Source organism: Mesorhizobium sp. WSM4816, from assembly GCF_055811535.1.
In genome coordinates this window covers 1-16,905 of sequence record NZ_JBVVQR010000001.1, presented here as the reverse complement: position 1 = coordinate 16,905, position 16,905 = coordinate 1, and the positions used below count along the sequence as shown (strand labels likewise).

Here is a 16,905-nt window from a genome sequence, read left to right as displayed (position 1 = left end):
GTGGGACTCCCTTTGCCGTTGATAGAGCTTAATGGCTTTTGCCAGCGAGACGCCAGTTGATGGCGCTCTGTTGGGGCATCCGGGATGCCGTCGTTCAAGCGATCGCCGCAAACCGGCGCCGCGCCGTTTGGTGGCACCCCCGCAATAGCGCAAGATGTATAGACAACCGGCCGCAACTGGTGTTCGTTTCCAATCCGACCGCATGGTTTTTTCGGGAATGCAGGAAACCGCCATGGACGCCCCTCGCCTGTTCGACCTGACGGGAAAAAAGGCGCTGGTGACGGGCGCCAGCCGCGGCATCGGCCAGGCCATGGCGGAGGCGCTCTCGGCGGCCGGCGCCGATGTGGCGGTGACCGCCCGCGACGAAAATTCCCTTCGTGAAACGGCGGACCGAATTAGCGCACATGGGCGAAGGTCGCTTTGCCGGTCCCTCGACGTGCTCGACACCGATCGCATCCGCGTGGTGGTCGACGAGGTGGCGGATGCCTTTGGTGCGCTCGACATTCTGGTCAACAACGCCGGCTACGAAAAAGTCCAGCCCTCGCTCGACGTGGACGAGGCGGTATGGGACCGCATCGTATCGACCAATCTGAAGGGCGCCTTCTTCTGCGCGCAGGCTGCGGCGCGGCGGATGGCTGACGACAACAGCGGTGGCGCGATCATCAATCTTTGCTCGCTGACCTCCTATGTCGGCATTCCGACCGCGGTACCCTACGGCTCGTCCAAGTCCGGGCTTCTAGGCATGACCCGCGCACTCGCCGCGGAATGGGCTCCGCTCGGCATCCGCGTCAACGCCATCGCCCCGGGGTATTTCCATACGGCGATGACGGACGCCTTTTATCAGGATCCCGATTGGCAGACGGCGATGCTGGCCAAGATCCCGCAGCGGCGCTTCGGCACGATGCAGGATCTGGCCGGAGGAGTCGTGTTTTTGGCGAGCGGGGCATCCGCCTATGTCACCGGGCATTGCCTCCCGGTCGACGGCGGCTATCTCGCATCCATCTGAGCGACTGAGAGGATCGTGTAGACCGAGCTTGTATATGGTTGTATATACCACCTGACACGCTGGGCGTTCTTGCATGCGACCGGCGACAAAAGGGGAACCACAATGCAGGAGCGTTTTCGGGCAGCTTCGCACGAAGCGGAAGGCGACGGGGAAATCGCCGTCACAGTCCGCAACGTCGGGATGGACTTCGATGGGGTTCAAGCCGTCAAGAATGCGTCCTTCGATCTGCCGAAGGGCCGGTTTCTCACCATTCTCGGGCCGTCTGGGTCCGGCAAGACAACCCTCCTGCGCATGATCGCCGGGTTCCAGACCCCGAGCAGCGGCGAGATCTTCATCAACGGTGAAGCGGTGAGCGCGGTGCCACCGCACAAGCGGTCGATCGGCATGGTCTTTCAGAGGCTTGCCTTGTTTCCTCATATGACGGCGGCCGAGAATGTCGCCTTCCCGCTGAAGATGCGTCGGCGCGACGCACGCACCATTCCCGACCGCGTCGAGCGATATCTCGCGCTGGTCCGGCTCGGGGGCTACGGCGGCAGGCGCATTCACGAATTGTCCGGCGGGCAGCAGCAGCGCGTCGCGATTGCGCGCGCGCTGGTGTTTGAGCCCGACCTGCTGCTTCTCGACGAGCCGCTGGCTGCGCTCGACCGCAAGCTGCGCGAGGAAATGCAGCTCGAATTCCGCCGCATCCAGCGTGAGCTCGGCGTCACCACGATCAATGTCACCCACGACCAGCGCGAGGCGCTGGTGGTTTCCGACGATATCGTCGTCATGGATCAGGGCGAGATCCAGCAGAAGGCACGGCCGATCCACACCTACCGCCAGCCACGCAACGCCTTCGTCGCCAATTTCATCGGCGTCACCAATTTCATTGCCGGCACGGTACGGGCCGTATCGGAAATAGGCGATGTTTCCATCGTTCGGGGTGATCTGATGCTTGCCGGAAAGGTCGGCGATCCGGTCAATCCGCCTGCCGAGGGCGACAAGGCATCGGGAGCGATCCGCGCCGAACAGATCCGTCTCGCCGGCGATGCTGCGCAGCTGTCGAAGCTCGATTGCATGCTGGGCGGGACTGTGACCGACACCATCTTCGAAGGCGAGCGCATGGTCTACGAGGTCGCCTGCGCCGCAATTGGCGACGAGGTCATTCGCGTTTTCGACCATGATCCCGCCGCGCACACGCAGTTCGACATAGGCGAAAGCGTGTTCCTGGGGTGGAATGCCAGGGACATGCTTGTTTTTCGATAGAACCGGAGACCGGTCAAACCCAGAGGAGAATGCAGATGAAGCGCTTCAAGCCGAAGATATCCCATCTTTCCCGCAGAACCTTCCTTCAGGCCACCGCTGCGCTCGGCGGCGCCTCGGTGCTCGGCTTTTCCGGCGCCTATGCGCAGGAGCCGGAAAAGCCGACGGAGATCATCGTGCGCGCCTGGGGCGGCAGCTGGGTGGATAGCCTGAAGGCCGGGGTGTCCGACAGCTTCACCAAGATGACGGGGATTGCTGTCCGTCACGACCTGACCGAAGACAACGAGATTCAGCCCAAGGTCTGGGCGGCCGTGGCGCAGAAACGCGTCCCGCCGATCCATATCAACTGGGACACCACCACCAATGCCACGAAATCGGCACTGCGCGGCGTGACGGAAGACCTCTCCGACCTGCCGAACCTCGCCAATGTGACGGACCTTGCCAAGCCGGCCGGCCTGGAAGGTTTCCCGATCGTCAACACCTACGGTTATGTCTATGTGCTTGCCTATCGGCCTGCGGCATTCCCGGACGGACCGCCCAAGTCCTGGAAAGATCTGCTCGACCCGAAGTTCAAGGGTCGGCTTGCCTTCTACAATGACGGCATCGGCTTCCATTTCCCCGCCCAGGTCGCCGGTGGTGGCAAGCTGGAGGACATACCGGGCAACATGCAGCCGGCTTGGGATTTCATCACCAAGATGAAGGCACAGCAGCCGCTGCTCGGCGAGGATCCCGACTTCACCACCTGGTTCCAGAACGGCGAGATCGACGCCGCCTGCACCATCTCGACCAACGCCCGGGAGGCGCGCAAGAACGGCGTCAAAATCGAATGGGTGGTGCCGGAAGAGGGTGCAAAATTCGACACTGACGGTCTGTGGATCCCCAAGGGCCTGCCGGAAAACGAACTCTACTGGGCCAAGCAGTACATCAATCACGCCTTGACCAAGGAAGCCCAGCAGATTTGGCTGGACGGGCTTGGCTTGCCGGGCGTGGTGCCGGGCCTCACGCCGCCCAAGGATCTGGTGGGCGATCCGTCCTATCCGACCACTGAGGCGGATTTCCAGCGCCTTATCCGCATCTCGTCGAAGATCCAGGTCGAGAACGAGAGCGAGTGGTTTTCCAAGTTCAAGGCGATCATGCAGGGCTGACGCCGGTCGGCCGGTGCTGCGCTAACTCTTTGTTTTTACGCAATTCCGGACGGAAAACCGCTATACACTTTTCCTGGAATTGCTCTAGCGCGGCACCGGCTCCTTCACGACCTCGGATACGGATTTTCATGCGGGCAGCCAGGACAGCCTATCCCCTGACATGGCGCATCATGGATGCGCTGGAAGGCGTTGCCGCCGCTATCTGGCCGGCGCGGTTCAGGCGCGCTACGCCCTATCTGATGCTGCTTCCGGCGGTGCTGCTTGTCGGGCTGCTCGTGCTTGGTCTCATCCAGATCGCGGATGCCAGCCTGCGCACGCTAGACACCACCACCTTCCAGTTCTCCGACGACTATTCCATCGCCAATTTCCGCCGCGCGGTGACCGAGCCGCTGTTCCTGGTCGTCGCGCAGCGCAGCCTCGTTGCCGCCCTGATCGTCACCGCGGTGACGCTCGTATTCGCCTTTCCCTACGCCTATCTGATGGTGCGCACGCGTTCGCCAGGATTGCGCAAATTCCTGCTGATCGCGCTGTTCCTGCCGTTCTTCATCGGCCAGGTGGTGCGTGCCTATGGCTGGCTGATCATCCTCGGCAACCAGGGCATGGTGAACGAGGCGCTCGGCCTTGTCGGGGTCGCCCCGATTCGGCTCATCTATAACTACCCCGCCGTGCTGTTCGGCCTCGTCCAGTACATGCTGCCGTTTGCCGTACTGATGCTGGCGCCGGCGCTCACCGCCATTCCCGAAGAGCTGGAGGCAGCCGCTGGATCGCTCGGCGCGAACTGGGTTCGCACGTTCATCCACGTCGTGCTGCCACTCGCTCGTCCAGGCTTCGTCGGCGCCGGCGTGGTGGTGCTGACGCTTTCGCTCACCGATTTCGCAGTCCCCGCGATCCTTGGCGGCGGCTCGCAGGACTTCATCGCCAACGCCATCTACGACCAGTTCTTCCGCACCTCCGACCAGGGTCTCGGCGCGATGCTGGCGCTTATGCTGGTCGCGCTCGGGTCAATCCTTGTCGGCTTGGTGTTCGCGCTGTTTGGAGCCGGAACGCTCGCCATGGGGAGGTCGCGGACGTGATCGGCTCGCGCAGCAAATCGATTGTCCTGTGGACTCTGGTGACGATCGCCCTGGTGACCCTTTCGGCGCCGACGATCGTGGTGCTCGGCGCTTCGTTTACCGACGGCAACATCATCACGTTTCCGCCGGATGGACTGTCGCTGCGGTGGTACGCGCGTATTTCGCAGGCCTCCGACCTGCGCAATGCTTTCATGCGCACGCTCCAGGTCGCGACGGTCTGCACGATCGTTGCCATTCCAGTGGGCACGCTGGCCGGCATCGCGCTGGCGAAATATGCGGTGCGTTTTGAGAAGACGATCCAGATTTATCTGCTGCTGCCATTCACCATCCCGCTGATCGGATCGGGCATCGGCCTCATGCTGATCTTCGGCAACGCCGGCATTCTCGGCCAGCTCTGGCCAGTCGGCATCGCCTGCTGCGTCATCAACCTGCCCTTCATGATCTGGGCGGTGACGGCCAGCGCCACCGGGCTTGACCCGGACCTTGAACTGGCCGCCGCCAATTGCGGCGCGCCGCCGCTCCAGGTGTTCTTCTCCGTCACCTTGCCGGCGGTCATGCCGGGGGTGATCACCGGCTCGCTGCTGATGTTCATTCTTGCGCTCAACGAATTCCTGGTCAGCCTGCTGCTCGTGGATGCGCGTATCGTGACGCTGCCGGTGCTGATCTACAACTCCATCCGCTCGATCATCACGCCGGATCTCGCCGCGATCTCCGTGGTCTTCATCGCCTGCTCGGCTGTCGCCATTTTCCTGCTCGACAGGCTGGTCGGGCTCGACATCTTCCTGAAATCGAAATGAGGAAGCCGGCTCGTCGGGCCGCAAAGGAAATCCTATGCCAAACGTATCACTCCACGATTTGAGCCAACTCGACGCCGCCGCTCGTTCGGCATTGATGCGGCGCTCAGAGACCGATCTCTCTGGCTTCATGGAGAAGGCCGCGCCGATCATCGAGGCGGTCCGAACAGAAGGCGACGCCGCGCTCGTTCGCTTCGCCCGCGACTTTGACAAGGCAGATCTCGATGCCACGCGGCTGAAGGTCAGCCCCACCGAGTTCGACGCCGCCTTCGGCATGGTCAACGAGGACGTGATCGCCGCCATTCGCTTCGGCATCGACAACATCCGGCATTTCCACGAAGAGCAGAAACCGGAAGCGATGTGGCTCAAGGAAATGCGGCCCGGCGCCTTTGCCGGCGACCGCTTCACGCCGATCCGCTCGGTGGCGCTCTATGTCCCGCGCGGCAAAGGGGCGTTCCCTTCGGTGACGATGATGACCGCAGTGCCCGCAGTGGTGGCGGGCGTCCCGGAGCTTGCCATTGTCACGCCGCCGGCGCCCGATGGTTCGGTGGACGCAGCGACGCTGGTTGCGGCGCGCCTCGCCGGCGTCGAAACGGTCTACAAATGCGGCGGCGCGCAGGCGGTGGCCGCAGTCGCCTACGGCACAGAGACGGTCAAGGCCGCGCTCAAGATCGTCGGTCCGGGCAGCCCCTGGGTGGTTGCGGCCAAGCGGCTGCTTGCCGGCGTCATCGATCCTGGCCTTCCCGCCGGCCCGTCCGAAGCGATTATCCTCGCCGACGACAGCGTGCATGGCGGGCTGGCCGCGCTCGACCTCCTCATCGAGGCGGAGCACGGACCGGACTCGTCTGCCTATCTGGTGACCCACAGCCGCCGCGTGGCGGAGGAGGCACTGGCCGCGCTGCCGGAGCACTGGGCGCGCATGAGCGAGCAACGGGTCGCGTTCTCCACCGCGGTGCTGACCGGCGCCTGTGGCGGCATCGTGCTGACGGCCTCGATCGAGGAGAGCTACCGCTTCATCAACGACTACGCACCGGAGCATCTGGAGATCCTCTCCACCGACCCGTTCGCGCATCTTGGCCACATCACCGAAGCTGCCGAGATCCTGATGGGGCCGCACACGCCGGTCTCGATCGGCAATTTCGGGCTGGGCCCCAACGCCGTGCTGCCGACCAGTCGCTGGGCCCGTACTTGTGGACCGCTCTCGGTCACGGATTTCGTCAAGCGCTCTTCGATCGGCTACGTGACGGCCGCGGCCTATCCGGAATTCGCGCGCCATGCCCGCACACTTGCCCGCTATGAAGGCTTCTCCTCGCATGAACACGCCGTCTCCGACGTGCGCGACCGATATCTGGCGCGGTAGCGGACGATGAAGGCGGCCAGACTCCATGCGGCGGGTGATTTGCGGGTTGAGGACGTGTCATTTCCCGGCGAACCAGCGCCTGGCTGGGTGCGGCTCAAGGTGACGGCGGCCGGCATTTGCGGCTCCGACCTCCACAACTTCCGCACCGGCCAGTGGATCAGCCGCGCGCCGAGCGTCGCCGGGCATGAGTTCGCCGGCGAGGTGATCGCCGTCGGGGCCGGCGTGCCCCAGTTTGCGCTTGGAGACCGGGTCGTGGCCGATTCGCGCTTCTGGTGCGGCGAATGTCCTGCTTGCCGCGCCGGCCGGCATAATGTCTGTGCCACACTGGGCTTTGTAGGCGAGGTCTGCGACGGCGGCTTCGCGGAACAGACGCAGCTGCCGGCGCGGCTGCTTGTGCGCCACGACCCCATGCTCGATCCCGCGATCGCCGCCATGGCGGAGCCGCTGGCGGTCGCCCTGCACGCAGTGCGGCGGCTGTCGGCGCCGGCCGGGGCGCCGGTGCTTATTGCCGGTTGCGGCCCGATCGGCGGACTGGCGGCGCTGCTCCTGTCGCGGCAGGGCGACAGACAGATCCTCGTCGCCGACCGCAATGCGGCGCGTGTGGAGCTTGTGGCCAAGGTGAGCGGCGCGACCGTCGTCGACCTGGACGCCCTGCCCGATGATCCCAATCTGCGCCATGCCCCCGATCTACGCCATGCGGTCGACGCGACCGGCAGCGTGGCGGTGATGGCGCGGCTGCTCGATGTCTTGGCCGGTGGCGGCACACTGGCGCTGGTCGGCATTTCGCATGGCCGCCTCGACCTCGACCCCAACTTGCTGGTCGAGCGCGAGATCGCGCTTGTCGGCTGCCACGCCTTCGCCGACGAGCTTGCGCCGGCCGTCTCGATGCTTGGCGATCTCGCGCCCGCGCTTTCGCGCTTCGTCTCCGACGAGATCGCGATCGGCGAAATTCCCGCCGCCTACCAGCGCCTGATCGCCGGCGTGAGCGGCGGGTTGAAGACCATCGTCCGGATGGAGAGCGGACGATGATCAGGCTTACCGAAACCGCCGGGCCGCTCTACGAAAAGGTCAAGGACTACGTGCTCGGCAATATCGGCAGCGGCAACTGGCCGAAGGACCGCAGGCTGCCTTCCGAAAACGAGCTGGTCAGCACGCTCGGCGTCTCGAGGATGACGGTACACCGGGCGCTGAGGGAACTGACCTCGGAAGGCCACCTGCTGCGTATCCAGGGCGTAGGCACCTTTGTGGCGCCGCCGAAACCGCAATCGGCCCTCATCGAAATCAGGAACATCGCCGGCGAGATCGCCGCGCGCGGCGCACGCCACAGGGCCGAGGTCATCGTCCTCGAGAAGATCCGCAACCCGGCGCTGGACCTCGTCGTCGCCTTCGAGTTCACGCGCCGCAGACCGGTCGCCCATTCGATCATCGTGCATTTCGAAGACGATTTGCCCGTCCAGCTCGAGGAACGCTTTGTCAATCCGGCTCTCGCACCCGACTACCATCGGCAGGATTTCGTGGCGACCACCACCTACGACTACCTGCAGCGGGCGACGCCGCTGACGGAAGTGGAGCATGTGATCTCGGCCGTCGCCGCAGAAGAGACGGCGGCCCGCCATTTGATGATCCGACCCGGCGACCCCTGCCTGCTCCTGCATCGGCGGACCTGGTCGGGCGCGGCGGTCGCCACTGTCAACAAGCTCACCTATGTCGGCAGCCGCTATTCGCTGGGCAGCCGCTACGCGCCCTCACCCGCCGCATGAGCAGCGACAGCCCGCCAGGCAGGGCGGGCGGCGCTATCGGCCAAACGGCTGCCTTGATAGGCAATCAGCTCCGCCTGCGCCATTTTTCTTGTTGACGCCGATCAGATCATTTCGGGTCAAGCCTAGCCGCCGGTCAAATTGCACCGGAGCGGCCAGACTGATTGGCCGACCGTTCAAACCAAACCGGGGACCACGAAAACCAGCCAGGCGATGACAGGGCCGATGATGGCGATAAGCGCGCTGTAGATCAGCAACGTCTTCAGCACGCCCTCGCGCTCTGCTTCCCGGGCATTGGCGACGACCAGCGCACCGTTGGTCGAAAACGGGCTGGTGTCGACGATGGTGGTGGAGATCGCGATCGCCGCCACCACACCTATGGCACTGATCTGTCCCTGCAGGAGGAAGGGCACGGCCAGTGGAATGATGGCTCCCAGCAATGCCGTGGACGAGGCGAATGCCGATACAATGGCGCCGGTGAAGCAGAGGAGGAGTGCAACCAGCAACGGCATGCCCAGGCTTGAAATGCCTTGGGCGACGTAGTCGATCGTGCCGATCTTCTCCATGACGCCGACATAGGTGATGATGCCGGCGATCAGGAGCACCGTCGACCAGCTGACCTTGTCGATCGCTGCCTTTTGGGTCTTCGGCGAGAGGAGCGCGAGCGCGACCGCGACAGTGATGGCCACCAGGCCGACATTGAACTTGAAGACAAGTGCGCCGACCGCGAGCGCGGTTAGGCCGACTAATGTCGTCAGCCTTTCCGTAGTCAGGCCGGAAAGCGCCGACACATTTTTTGTCTGCTCCTCAAAGACGTGATGGCTGATCGGAGTAGCCGGCGTGCCGCCGTGGCCGACGATTGACTGCGTGACGCCTTCAGGGTGGAGGTCAGGCAGCGGTCCCGACGCGACCGAATACTTACGCAGCACCTTCGAGCCGCCGAAAACGAAGAATACGAGGACGGCGATGGCCAAGTTGAAGAAGAAGCTGGAGAGAAACAGTGATGTCGGCGCGAACGGCAACCCCGCCTTTTCGACGATCTGGTTGGTGATGCCGCCATAGACGCTGATCGGCGAAAAGCCGCCCGCCTGTGCACCATGAATAACCATCAATCCCATCATGACCGGATTGATGCGGTACTGGAACGCAAAACCCAGCGCCACCGGGGCCAGGATGGCGACCGCCGCAGGTCCCAGCGCACCGAAGCCGGTGATGACGGCCGCGACCAGGAACATGACCCAGGGAATCCACGCCACATGTCCGCGCACCAGTTTGACCGCGCCCTCGACCAGCCAATCGATAGTACCGTTGATCTGGGCGATGGCGAACAGGTAGGTAATGCCTACCAGTGTCAGGAAGAGGTCGCTCGGGAAGCCAGCAAATATTTCCGCCGGCTTCATAGCCATGACGAGCGAGCCGACCAGAAAGGCGCATGCGAAGGCGAGTGCGCCCATATTGATCGGCTGCATGGTGGCGATCACGAACATGCCGACCAGCAGCGCGATCGACAGAATCTGGATGTTCATAGCTTCCTCCCTCGGGAAACGCCTTCAGGCGCCCGTTCTCATTTCCATCGGTGGTAGATCAGCCTGCTTTGGTCTCGCTCCCAAGCACCAACGCAGGGTCGTCAGCGCCTCCTAGAGCCGGATGATTTCAGGTCAAGTCGACCTGAAATCTGAATCCGGTTCTAAATCAAAGAGATAGAGCATGATGTCGTCCGAAAACCGCTTCACACTTTTCGGCATCATGCTCTAGGAGGCTGGCATGTAAAGGTTGCTGAACCGGTCGCGCAGAAGGTTCTTCTGCACCTTTCCCATGGTGTTGCGCGGAAGGTCCTCGGCGAAGATCACCCGTTTCGGCTGCTTGTAGCGCGCGAGGCGGTCGCGCAGCGCGTTGAGCACCGCCTTTTCGTCCATTGTGGCACCGGGCTTGAGCACCACGATGGCCGTCACCCCCTCGCCGAAATCCGGATGTGCAATGCCGATGACCGCACTCTCGGCGACGCCGTCGAGTTGATCGATCTCACCCTCGACTTCCTTCGGGTAGATGTTGTAGCCGCCGGAGATCACCAGGTCCTTGTCGCGGCCGACGATGTGGAGATAGCCCGCCTCATCGATCTTGCCGAGGTCGCCGCTGATGAAATAGCCGTCCTTGGTGAACTCCGCCGCCGTCTTTTCAGGCATCCGCCAATAACCCCGGAAAACGTTCGGGCCCTTGATCTCGATCATGCCGGTCTTGCCTGGTCCGAGCGTCTCGCCGGTGGCCGGATCGGTGACCCTCACCGACACGCCCGGGAGTGGGAAACCTACTGTCCCGGCCCTTCGCTCGCCGTCATAGGGGTTTGAGGTGTTCATGTTTGTTTCGGTCATGCCGTAGCGTTCGAGAATGGCGTGACCGGTGCGTTGCTTGAATGCGGCGTGCGTTTCAGCGAGCAACGGCGCCGAGCCGGAGATGAACAGCCTGATATTGGCGACCGTCTCCCGGTTCAGGCCCTCATGCTGCAGCAACCGGACATAGAAGGTCGGCACGCCCATCATCAGCGTCGCCCGCGGCATCAGAGAAAGGATTTCCTCCGGATCGAACTTTGGCAGCAGGAACATCGAGGCGCCGGCGATGAGTGTGACATTGGTCGCCACGAAGAGCCCATGCGTGTGAAAAATCGGCAGCGCGTGGATCAGCCGGTCGGCTGACGTCACCTGCCAGCATTCGCGCAATGCTATTGCATTGGACAAAAGGTTGTCGTGCGTCAGCATTGCGCCCTTGGAACGGCCGGTGGTTCCAGATGTGTACAGGATCGCGGCGAGATCGTCAGGCGCGCGCGCCGCGTCGAGAAAATCGTCAGACTCGTCCCGGGCCAACTCCATCAGCGACCCGGCGCCGTCCGCATCGAGCGTTTCGACAATCGCGCCGTAGCCGTGCGCGATCGTCTCGACATCGGTTCGCGACTTCGAGGAGACGATGACCACCCGCGGTTCGGCGTCACCGATAAAATAGTCGAGTTCAGCCAGCGTATAGGCGGTATTCAGCGGCAGATAGATCGCCCCGCAGCGCACGCATGCGAGATAGAGCATCAGAGCCTGCGGGCTCTTGTCCACCTGGACCGCGACGCGGTCGCCCGGGCGAACGCCGAGCACATCAATTGCGCTGGCGATCTGTCCGGAGAGCCGCAGCGCATCTGCATAGGTCCAACGCTGACCATCAATGGTCTCGATGAAAATCGACTCGCCTGACTTGGCGGATGCTCGCATGGCGTCGAACAGATGATTGCTCATTGAACTCCTCCCAATCTGCTTATTAGGTTTTCTGCATTTCGGTGCGGCGTCGACGAACCGGGGCCGCGATATCGGTGTCGGTCGAAGCGGTTGCCGCCAGTTTTCTCACCTCCGGCGAAGCAGCGATCTCGCCATGCTGCGCCAAGGCTTCGTGGTTCGCCTCGATGTCGTCCAACTTGTAAAAGTAGTTGACCATCAAGCCGTGGGACTGCCGCATCGCCTTGGCGGAGCGATCGGCGAGGAAGTTCAGCCGTTCAAGGCGAGCGCCGTTGCCCAAATGAAAACGCGCCACAGGATCGACCGGCCGTCTGCCGGTGGCCCGTTCCCTAATGAAATAGCGTGCTGCGAGCGGGAGAAGCACCGCTTCAACGAGCCGTGCCTTCTGCGGATTGTCCGCCCAGTTCGGATCGTCCAGCAGCTCGAGCGTCTTGAGGGCCTGATCATCGAGGCTCGCATCGGCCGCCTTGCGCAGTCTTGCCAGCCAGCCAGCGAAACCCGGAACCGGCGACAGCGTCACGAAGGTCTTCAAGCCAGGCAGGTCGCGGCGCAAATCCTCCACCACCTGCTTGATCAGAAAATTCCCGAAAGAGATGCCACGCAGTCCGTCCTGGCAGTTGGAGATAGAATAGAAGACAGCGGTGGTGGCGTCCTGGTCCGTGATCGGCGAACGGTTTACATCGAGCACATCAGCGATGGCAGAGGGAATCGCCCTGGTCAGCGCAACCTCGACGAAGATCAGCGGATCGTCTGCGAGACGCGGGTGGAAGAACGCAAAGCATCTGCGGTCGGCTGGAGCCAGCCTCCGCCGCAGTTCCTCCCAGCCGGCGATTTCATGCACCGCCTCGTATCTGATGATCTTCTCCAGGATGTCGGCCGGCGTCGACCAGTCGATCGGACGCAGGGTCAGAAAACCGCGGTTGAACCATGAGCCGAACAGGTGGGCGAAGTCAGCATCGACAGCGCGAAACGGTTCCGTCGCATCCTTCATGGCTAACAGGCGCTCTCGCATCTCCACCAGCCTTGCCGTGCCTTTGGGGGCCAGGTTCAGTCTGCGCACCAGTTCCTGGCGACGCGGCTCGGCGGCCTGGTGCAGTTCGATGACGGCGTCCGAGCTCCTGTCGCTGCGGTAGCGCTCGATGGCTTTGTCAAGCTTGGCGATGTCTGGGCCGAACTGTTCGTGAAGCATACGCACGAAGTCTTGCTGACCGGCCGCGTCCAGTTGGGCCCAGCGCTGAAGGACCTCGGCGGCCAATGCCATGCCCGAGGCCTCGCCCCGGCTCGACAACAGCATGTCGCAGAGTGTTTCGATATTCGTCTCGGCTTGGACCGGTTCGCTGCGCGCCCCTGCCGCAACCAGCCTGCGGCCGCGATCGGTAATGCTTTGCACCATATCGCTAAAGAACGAGATGCCTGCCATGTCGGAGTCCCTCCTGGCAAAAATATCGAAATCGGCGCCGCCGCGCGTCCTCGACGCGTGCCGGTGCTCGGATGCGTCCCACCCATTTGTGTGCGACTTGCCTTTTGTGGTATTGTTATTAGACGTCCTTGTACGCAAAGTCAACATTCTTGCATACAAGACTTGTGATGCTGCATTGGAAGGCCCAAAAATGTCGGAGAATGTCGTTCAGCGCCTACGGGACGAGATTGAAAACGGCATAATCTCGAACGACTTCGCCCCCGGTGCACGACTGGACGAGGTGCAATTGGCAACACGCTTCGGCGTCTCGAGAACGCCGGTGCGCGAGGCGCTGATGCAGTTGAACGCAATCGGGCTGGTGGAGATCCGGCCGCGCCGGGGTGCCGTGGTGATCGATCCGGGACCGCACCGCATTTTCGAAATGTTCGAGGTGATGGCGGAACTTGAAGGCTTGGCCGGTTCGTTGGCCGCGCGACGGTTCACCGATGCCGATCGCACAACGATCCTGGCCGCGCATGCAGATTGCGAGCGTTCGTCTTCGGCCGGCGACAGCGACGCCTATTATTACGATAACGAACGCTTTCACAAAGCTATCTACACTGCCAGCCACAGCGGTTTTCTGGCCGAGCAGTGCGTCGCGCTGCATCGCCGTCTGCAGCCCTACAGGCGTCTCCAACTGCGCGTGCGCAACCGCGTTGCCACGTCGTTCGCTGAGCATGGCGCAATCGTGGAAGCAATCCTCGCAGGCGACGCGGAGCAGGCGCGCACGCTCCTGCGCCAGCATGTCAGCATCCAGGGCGAGCGTTTCAGCGATCTTGTAGCGACGATGGCGAGCAGATAGTCCGTCGCAAGTCGAGCCTCTCGCCTTTCACCGCCGCCTCAATGAAGCCTAGCCGCATGCCGAGGCCAGCATGGCAGCGGGCGTGCATCTGAGCAAGCGGGCGTTCCGATTATCGGAAATCCCGTGTAGCAGCCGCCTGCTACCAGCAAAGCAAATTTTGGCGCTATCTTGATATGAATGGCGAACTTCGCCGAGGCGGTGTAGGGTTCACCGCAAAATTGAGCCGGTAGAAACGGCGACGCGGAGCGAATCTGGGAGGATTCATGGTCGAGATTATCTCCAAGCGTGATGGCCCGCGGCGCGAGGACGCACAAGTCAAAAGACTGATCGAGCAGAACCGCTCGACCATCGTCCGCCTTGCCGACCAGATCAGCGGTGGCGGCTATTCAGCTTCGCGAAAGCCACGCCAGCAACCCAAGGCGGAAGGCCTGATCATCCATGTCGGTGGCGGCGCGGCAGCGGTGGCCGAGGCCAAGCCGTCCATCCAAGTCACCATGAACGGCCGCGTCATTTCGAAGGATCGGAATACAGGCCGTCAACTTCATCACCTCGGCGATATCCGCGACCGCGGCGGCGACCAGGTCTTCGTGCTGGCAACAAAGCAGAATGGCTTCTTCTCGCCGGTTGACGAAATCGTTGCCGAGGCGCTTGCCGACATGGACGGATCCCGCCTCGCTGCCACCTATACCGAAGAACAGCTTGCCTTCGACATCGGCGCGAAACTCGGCATCAACTGATCAGGCTAACGCCTGGGCGTGCTTCTTCACGTCCAGCTCGCGGCAGCCTACGAACGCGACAGCATGCAGAAATGGCATACCTCAAAGGTTCTGTGATGACTGAATGAAACGCGAGATAGCCCCCAATCAGATGAAGATCGATGCCCTTCCGGCGCGTAGGTCGCTGGCCACCGGCCAAATGGCTCTGAGCAACATCGACTATGACGAGCGTGCCACCATGCGCGCCTGGGAAAGTTTCCTGGCTGACGAGCCCAAATGCGCCGGCGATCCAGTCCACTTAAGCCACGTCCGCTCCCTCATTCACGATTCCTGGTATCGCAGTGCCACCGGCGGCATCAACGCTCAAGGCATTGAAGCGCCGTTGAGCAGTGATCGCGACGCAATCGAATATCTTACCCGGGCCAATGCAGAACTGCTTTCGGCGGCGCGGCGGTCGTTCGCCTCGCTTGGCCAGTTACTGGACGGGACCGGCGCGATGCTGGTTCTGGCCGACAGCGACGGCGTGCTGATCGACGCCATCGGCGACAAGAAGACGCTGCATGACGGCATGGATATCCACCTCGCCATCGGCGGCAAATGGAACGAGGATGCCGTCGGGACGAACGGCATCGGTACGGCGCTGTGGACCGGCGAGCCGACTTTCGTGCATGCGGCCGAGCATTTCTGCGCCGGCATCAAATCTTGGACCTGCGCCGGCGCGCCGATTCGCGACCCGCTGGACGGCAAGATCATCGGTGTGGTCGACCTGTCAGGCTATTCGCCGATCTTCAGGCCGCACAACACCGCGCTCGTCGCCGCGACAGCCCGGCAGATCGAAAAGGCATTGGCCGAACAGCAGCAGGAACAGCGCACGCGCCTGCTCGAAGCTTTCATTTCATCGGCTCCCGGCTACCGCCGAAAGGACGGGCTGGTAATCGTCGACCACCGCGGTCGTGCCATCTTCTGCAACAATGTGCCTGATGGCGAGGCCACTGAGATGATGGACGGCCCGATGGAGCCAGGCCGTGGCCGCTGGCTGATGAACCTTCCGTCCTCCGGCTCCGAAGCCGACCTTGCCAGGGCGCTGCCGGCCCATCTGCGATCCTGCCATATCACCCCGCTCAAGCTCGATGGCGACCTCCGCGGCGCGGCGCTGGTGTTCCCGTCCGTGCCGGCAGTCTCCAGCGCGGCGGTGGTCCACCGGGAAGTGAACAAGCATCTTCAGGATGCTGTCGCCATGATCGTCGGCGAAAGCGAAGCGCTGCATGCCGCCATCGACGTCGCCTGCCGCGTCGCCCGGTCGAGCAGCGTAACATCGCTGTTGGTCGAAGGTGAAACAGGGGTCGGGAAAGAGCTGTTTGCGCGGCTTGTCCATGCCGGCAGCCGGCGCACGGCGAACGATCCGTTCATCGCCATGAATTGCGGGGCGATCACCAGGGACCTGTTCGGCAGCGAGTTGTTCGGCCATGTCGCCGGCGCCTTTACGGGCGCCTCGCGTGAAGGCAAACCGGGGGTTTTCGAGCTCGCCCATGGCGGCGTCCTCAGTCTCGACGAGATCGGCGAATTGCCGCTCGAGATCCAGCCGTTTCTGCTGCGTGTCCTGGAAGAGCGCGTGGTCAACCGCATTGGCGACAGCCGGGGCCGCCCGGTGGATGTGCGCCTGGTCGCCTCGACCAATCGCGATCTCAAGCACGAGATTGCCGCAGGCCGATTCCGCCGCGATCTCTACTATCGAATTGGCGCGGTTTCGATCACTGTTCCACCGCTGCGCGAGCGCGGCGAGGATGTGCTACTGCTGGTCGAACATTTCAACAGGCACATCGCCACCGCAGCGGGCGAGGACGCGCTGGAATTCTCGCGCGAAGCACTCGATGCGCTGCTCGCCTACGGTTGGCCGGGCAATGTACGCGAACTGAAGAACCTCATCGGGCGGCTGCATGTCCTGGCGCGCGGCCGCGACATCGGACTTTACGACCTTCCCGAGGAGATCACCGCGTCCGGCTCCGGATCGGAAGCCGGGTCGGACAGCAGTGCATCCGCGCATGAATTGGGCGGCACGCTCGTCGATGCCGAACGCCAGGCAATGAAGAACGCCTTGGCGGCGGAAGGCGGCAACCTCAGCCGAGTCGCGCTACGGCTCGGCATCTCCCGGCCAACGCTCTACCGCAAGCTCGACCAATATGGCATCCGCCGCGGTTTCCTCTAGAGCGCGTCCTGTTTAATCTGGGTCGTATCCAGCTGCCTTGAAGTAGTTGGCGCATTCGGCTGGGGTGAAGCGTTCG

Annotated in this window: 14 protein-coding genes; 11 read left to right on the top strand and 3 right to left on the bottom strand. The window is 62.9% G+C overall.

What is annotated here, in order from left to right; translation table 11 throughout:
• Positions 1-232 precede the first annotated feature (232 nt).
• The 8 genes from AC0L3H_RS00070 to hutC all read left to right on the top strand — a co-directional run bounded on the left by AC0L3H_RS00070 (position 233) and on the right by hutC (position 8,380).
• A complete protein-coding gene (locus AC0L3H_RS00070) occupies positions 233-1,006 on the top strand; it encodes an SDR family NAD(P)-dependent oxidoreductase (protein ID WP_473584043.1) in 774 nt (257 codons plus the stop codon).
• Between the two features lie 102 nt (positions 1,007-1,108).
• The gene (locus AC0L3H_RS00065; RefSeq protein ID WP_473584042.1) at positions 1,109-2,251 is read left to right on the top strand and encodes an ABC transporter ATP-binding protein; all 1,143 of its coding nucleotides are present in this window, start codon (positions 1,109-1,111) and stop codon (positions 2,249-2,251) included.
• 35 nt (positions 2,252-2,286) lie between these two features.
• Positions 2,287-3,393 (top strand): ABC transporter substrate-binding protein, encoded by a 1,107-nt coding sequence (locus AC0L3H_RS00060; protein WP_473584041.1) that lies wholly within the window; start codon positions 2,287-2,289, stop codon positions 3,391-3,393.
• A gap of 128 nt (positions 3,394-3,521) precedes the next feature.
• Positions 3,522-4,466, top strand: a complete 945-nt coding sequence (locus AC0L3H_RS00055; protein ID WP_473584040.1) for an ABC transporter permease — start codon at positions 3,522-3,524, stop codon at positions 4,464-4,466.
• Positions 4,463-5,263, top strand: a complete 801-nt coding sequence (locus tag AC0L3H_RS00050; RefSeq protein WP_473584039.1) for an ABC transporter permease — start codon at positions 4,463-4,465, stop codon at positions 5,261-5,263. Before AC0L3H_RS00055 ends, AC0L3H_RS00050 begins: the two co-directional genes overlap by 4 nt.
• 34 nt (positions 5,264-5,297) lie before the next feature.
• Entirely contained in the window at positions 5,298-6,620 is a 1,323-nt protein-coding gene (gene hisD / locus AC0L3H_RS00045) for a histidinol dehydrogenase (protein WP_473584038.1), read from the top strand.
• Positions 6,621-6,626: 6 nt separating this feature from the next.
• Positions 6,627-7,649 (top strand): zinc-dependent alcohol dehydrogenase, encoded by a 1,023-nt coding sequence (locus tag AC0L3H_RS00040; protein ID WP_473584037.1) that lies wholly within the window; start codon positions 6,627-6,629, stop codon positions 7,647-7,649.
• On the top strand, positions 7,646-8,380 hold the full coding sequence (gene hutC / locus AC0L3H_RS00035; RefSeq protein ID WP_473584036.1) for a histidine utilization repressor: 735 nt from the start codon (positions 7,646-7,648) through the stop codon (positions 8,378-8,380). Before AC0L3H_RS00040 ends, hutC begins: the two co-directional genes overlap by 4 nt.
• Before the next feature lie 173 nt (positions 8,381-8,553).
• Here the strand turns inward: hutC and AC0L3H_RS00030 are convergent, their stop codons facing one another.
• From AC0L3H_RS00030 to AC0L3H_RS00020, 3 genes are all read right to left on the bottom strand, one after another.
• Entirely contained in the window at positions 8,554-9,903 is a 1,350-nt protein-coding gene (locus tag AC0L3H_RS00030; protein ID WP_091589963.1) for an SLC13 family permease, read from the bottom strand.
• Between the two features lie 225 nt (positions 9,904-10,128).
• A complete protein-coding gene (locus tag AC0L3H_RS00025; protein ID WP_473584035.1) occupies positions 10,129-11,649 on the bottom strand; it encodes a malonate--CoA ligase in 1,521 nt (506 codons plus the stop codon).
• Between the two features lie 22 nt (positions 11,650-11,671).
• A complete protein-coding gene (locus AC0L3H_RS00020) occupies positions 11,672-13,066 on the bottom strand; it encodes a malonyl-CoA decarboxylase (RefSeq protein WP_473584034.1) in 1,395 nt (464 codons plus the stop codon).
• Positions 13,067-13,256: 190 nt separating this feature from the next.
• Between AC0L3H_RS00020 and AC0L3H_RS00015 the strand changes: the two genes are divergently transcribed.
• The 3 genes from AC0L3H_RS00015 to AC0L3H_RS00005 all read left to right on the top strand — a co-directional run bounded on the left by AC0L3H_RS00015 (position 13,257) and on the right by AC0L3H_RS00005 (position 16,829).
• Complete coding sequence (locus tag AC0L3H_RS00015) at positions 13,257-13,907, top strand: GntR family transcriptional regulator (RefSeq protein WP_027156426.1); 651 nt, start codon at positions 13,257-13,259, stop codon at positions 13,905-13,907.
• A gap of 263 nt (positions 13,908-14,170) precedes the next feature.
• Complete coding sequence (locus AC0L3H_RS00010) at positions 14,171-14,644, top strand: hypothetical protein (protein ID WP_473584033.1); 474 nt, start codon at positions 14,171-14,173, stop codon at positions 14,642-14,644.
• Positions 14,645-14,747: 103 nt separating this feature from the next.
• Positions 14,748-16,829, top strand: a complete 2,082-nt coding sequence (locus AC0L3H_RS00005) for a sigma-54-dependent Fis family transcriptional regulator (protein WP_473584032.1) — start codon at positions 14,748-14,750, stop codon at positions 16,827-16,829.
• Positions 16,830-16,905: the final 76 nt, after the last annotated feature.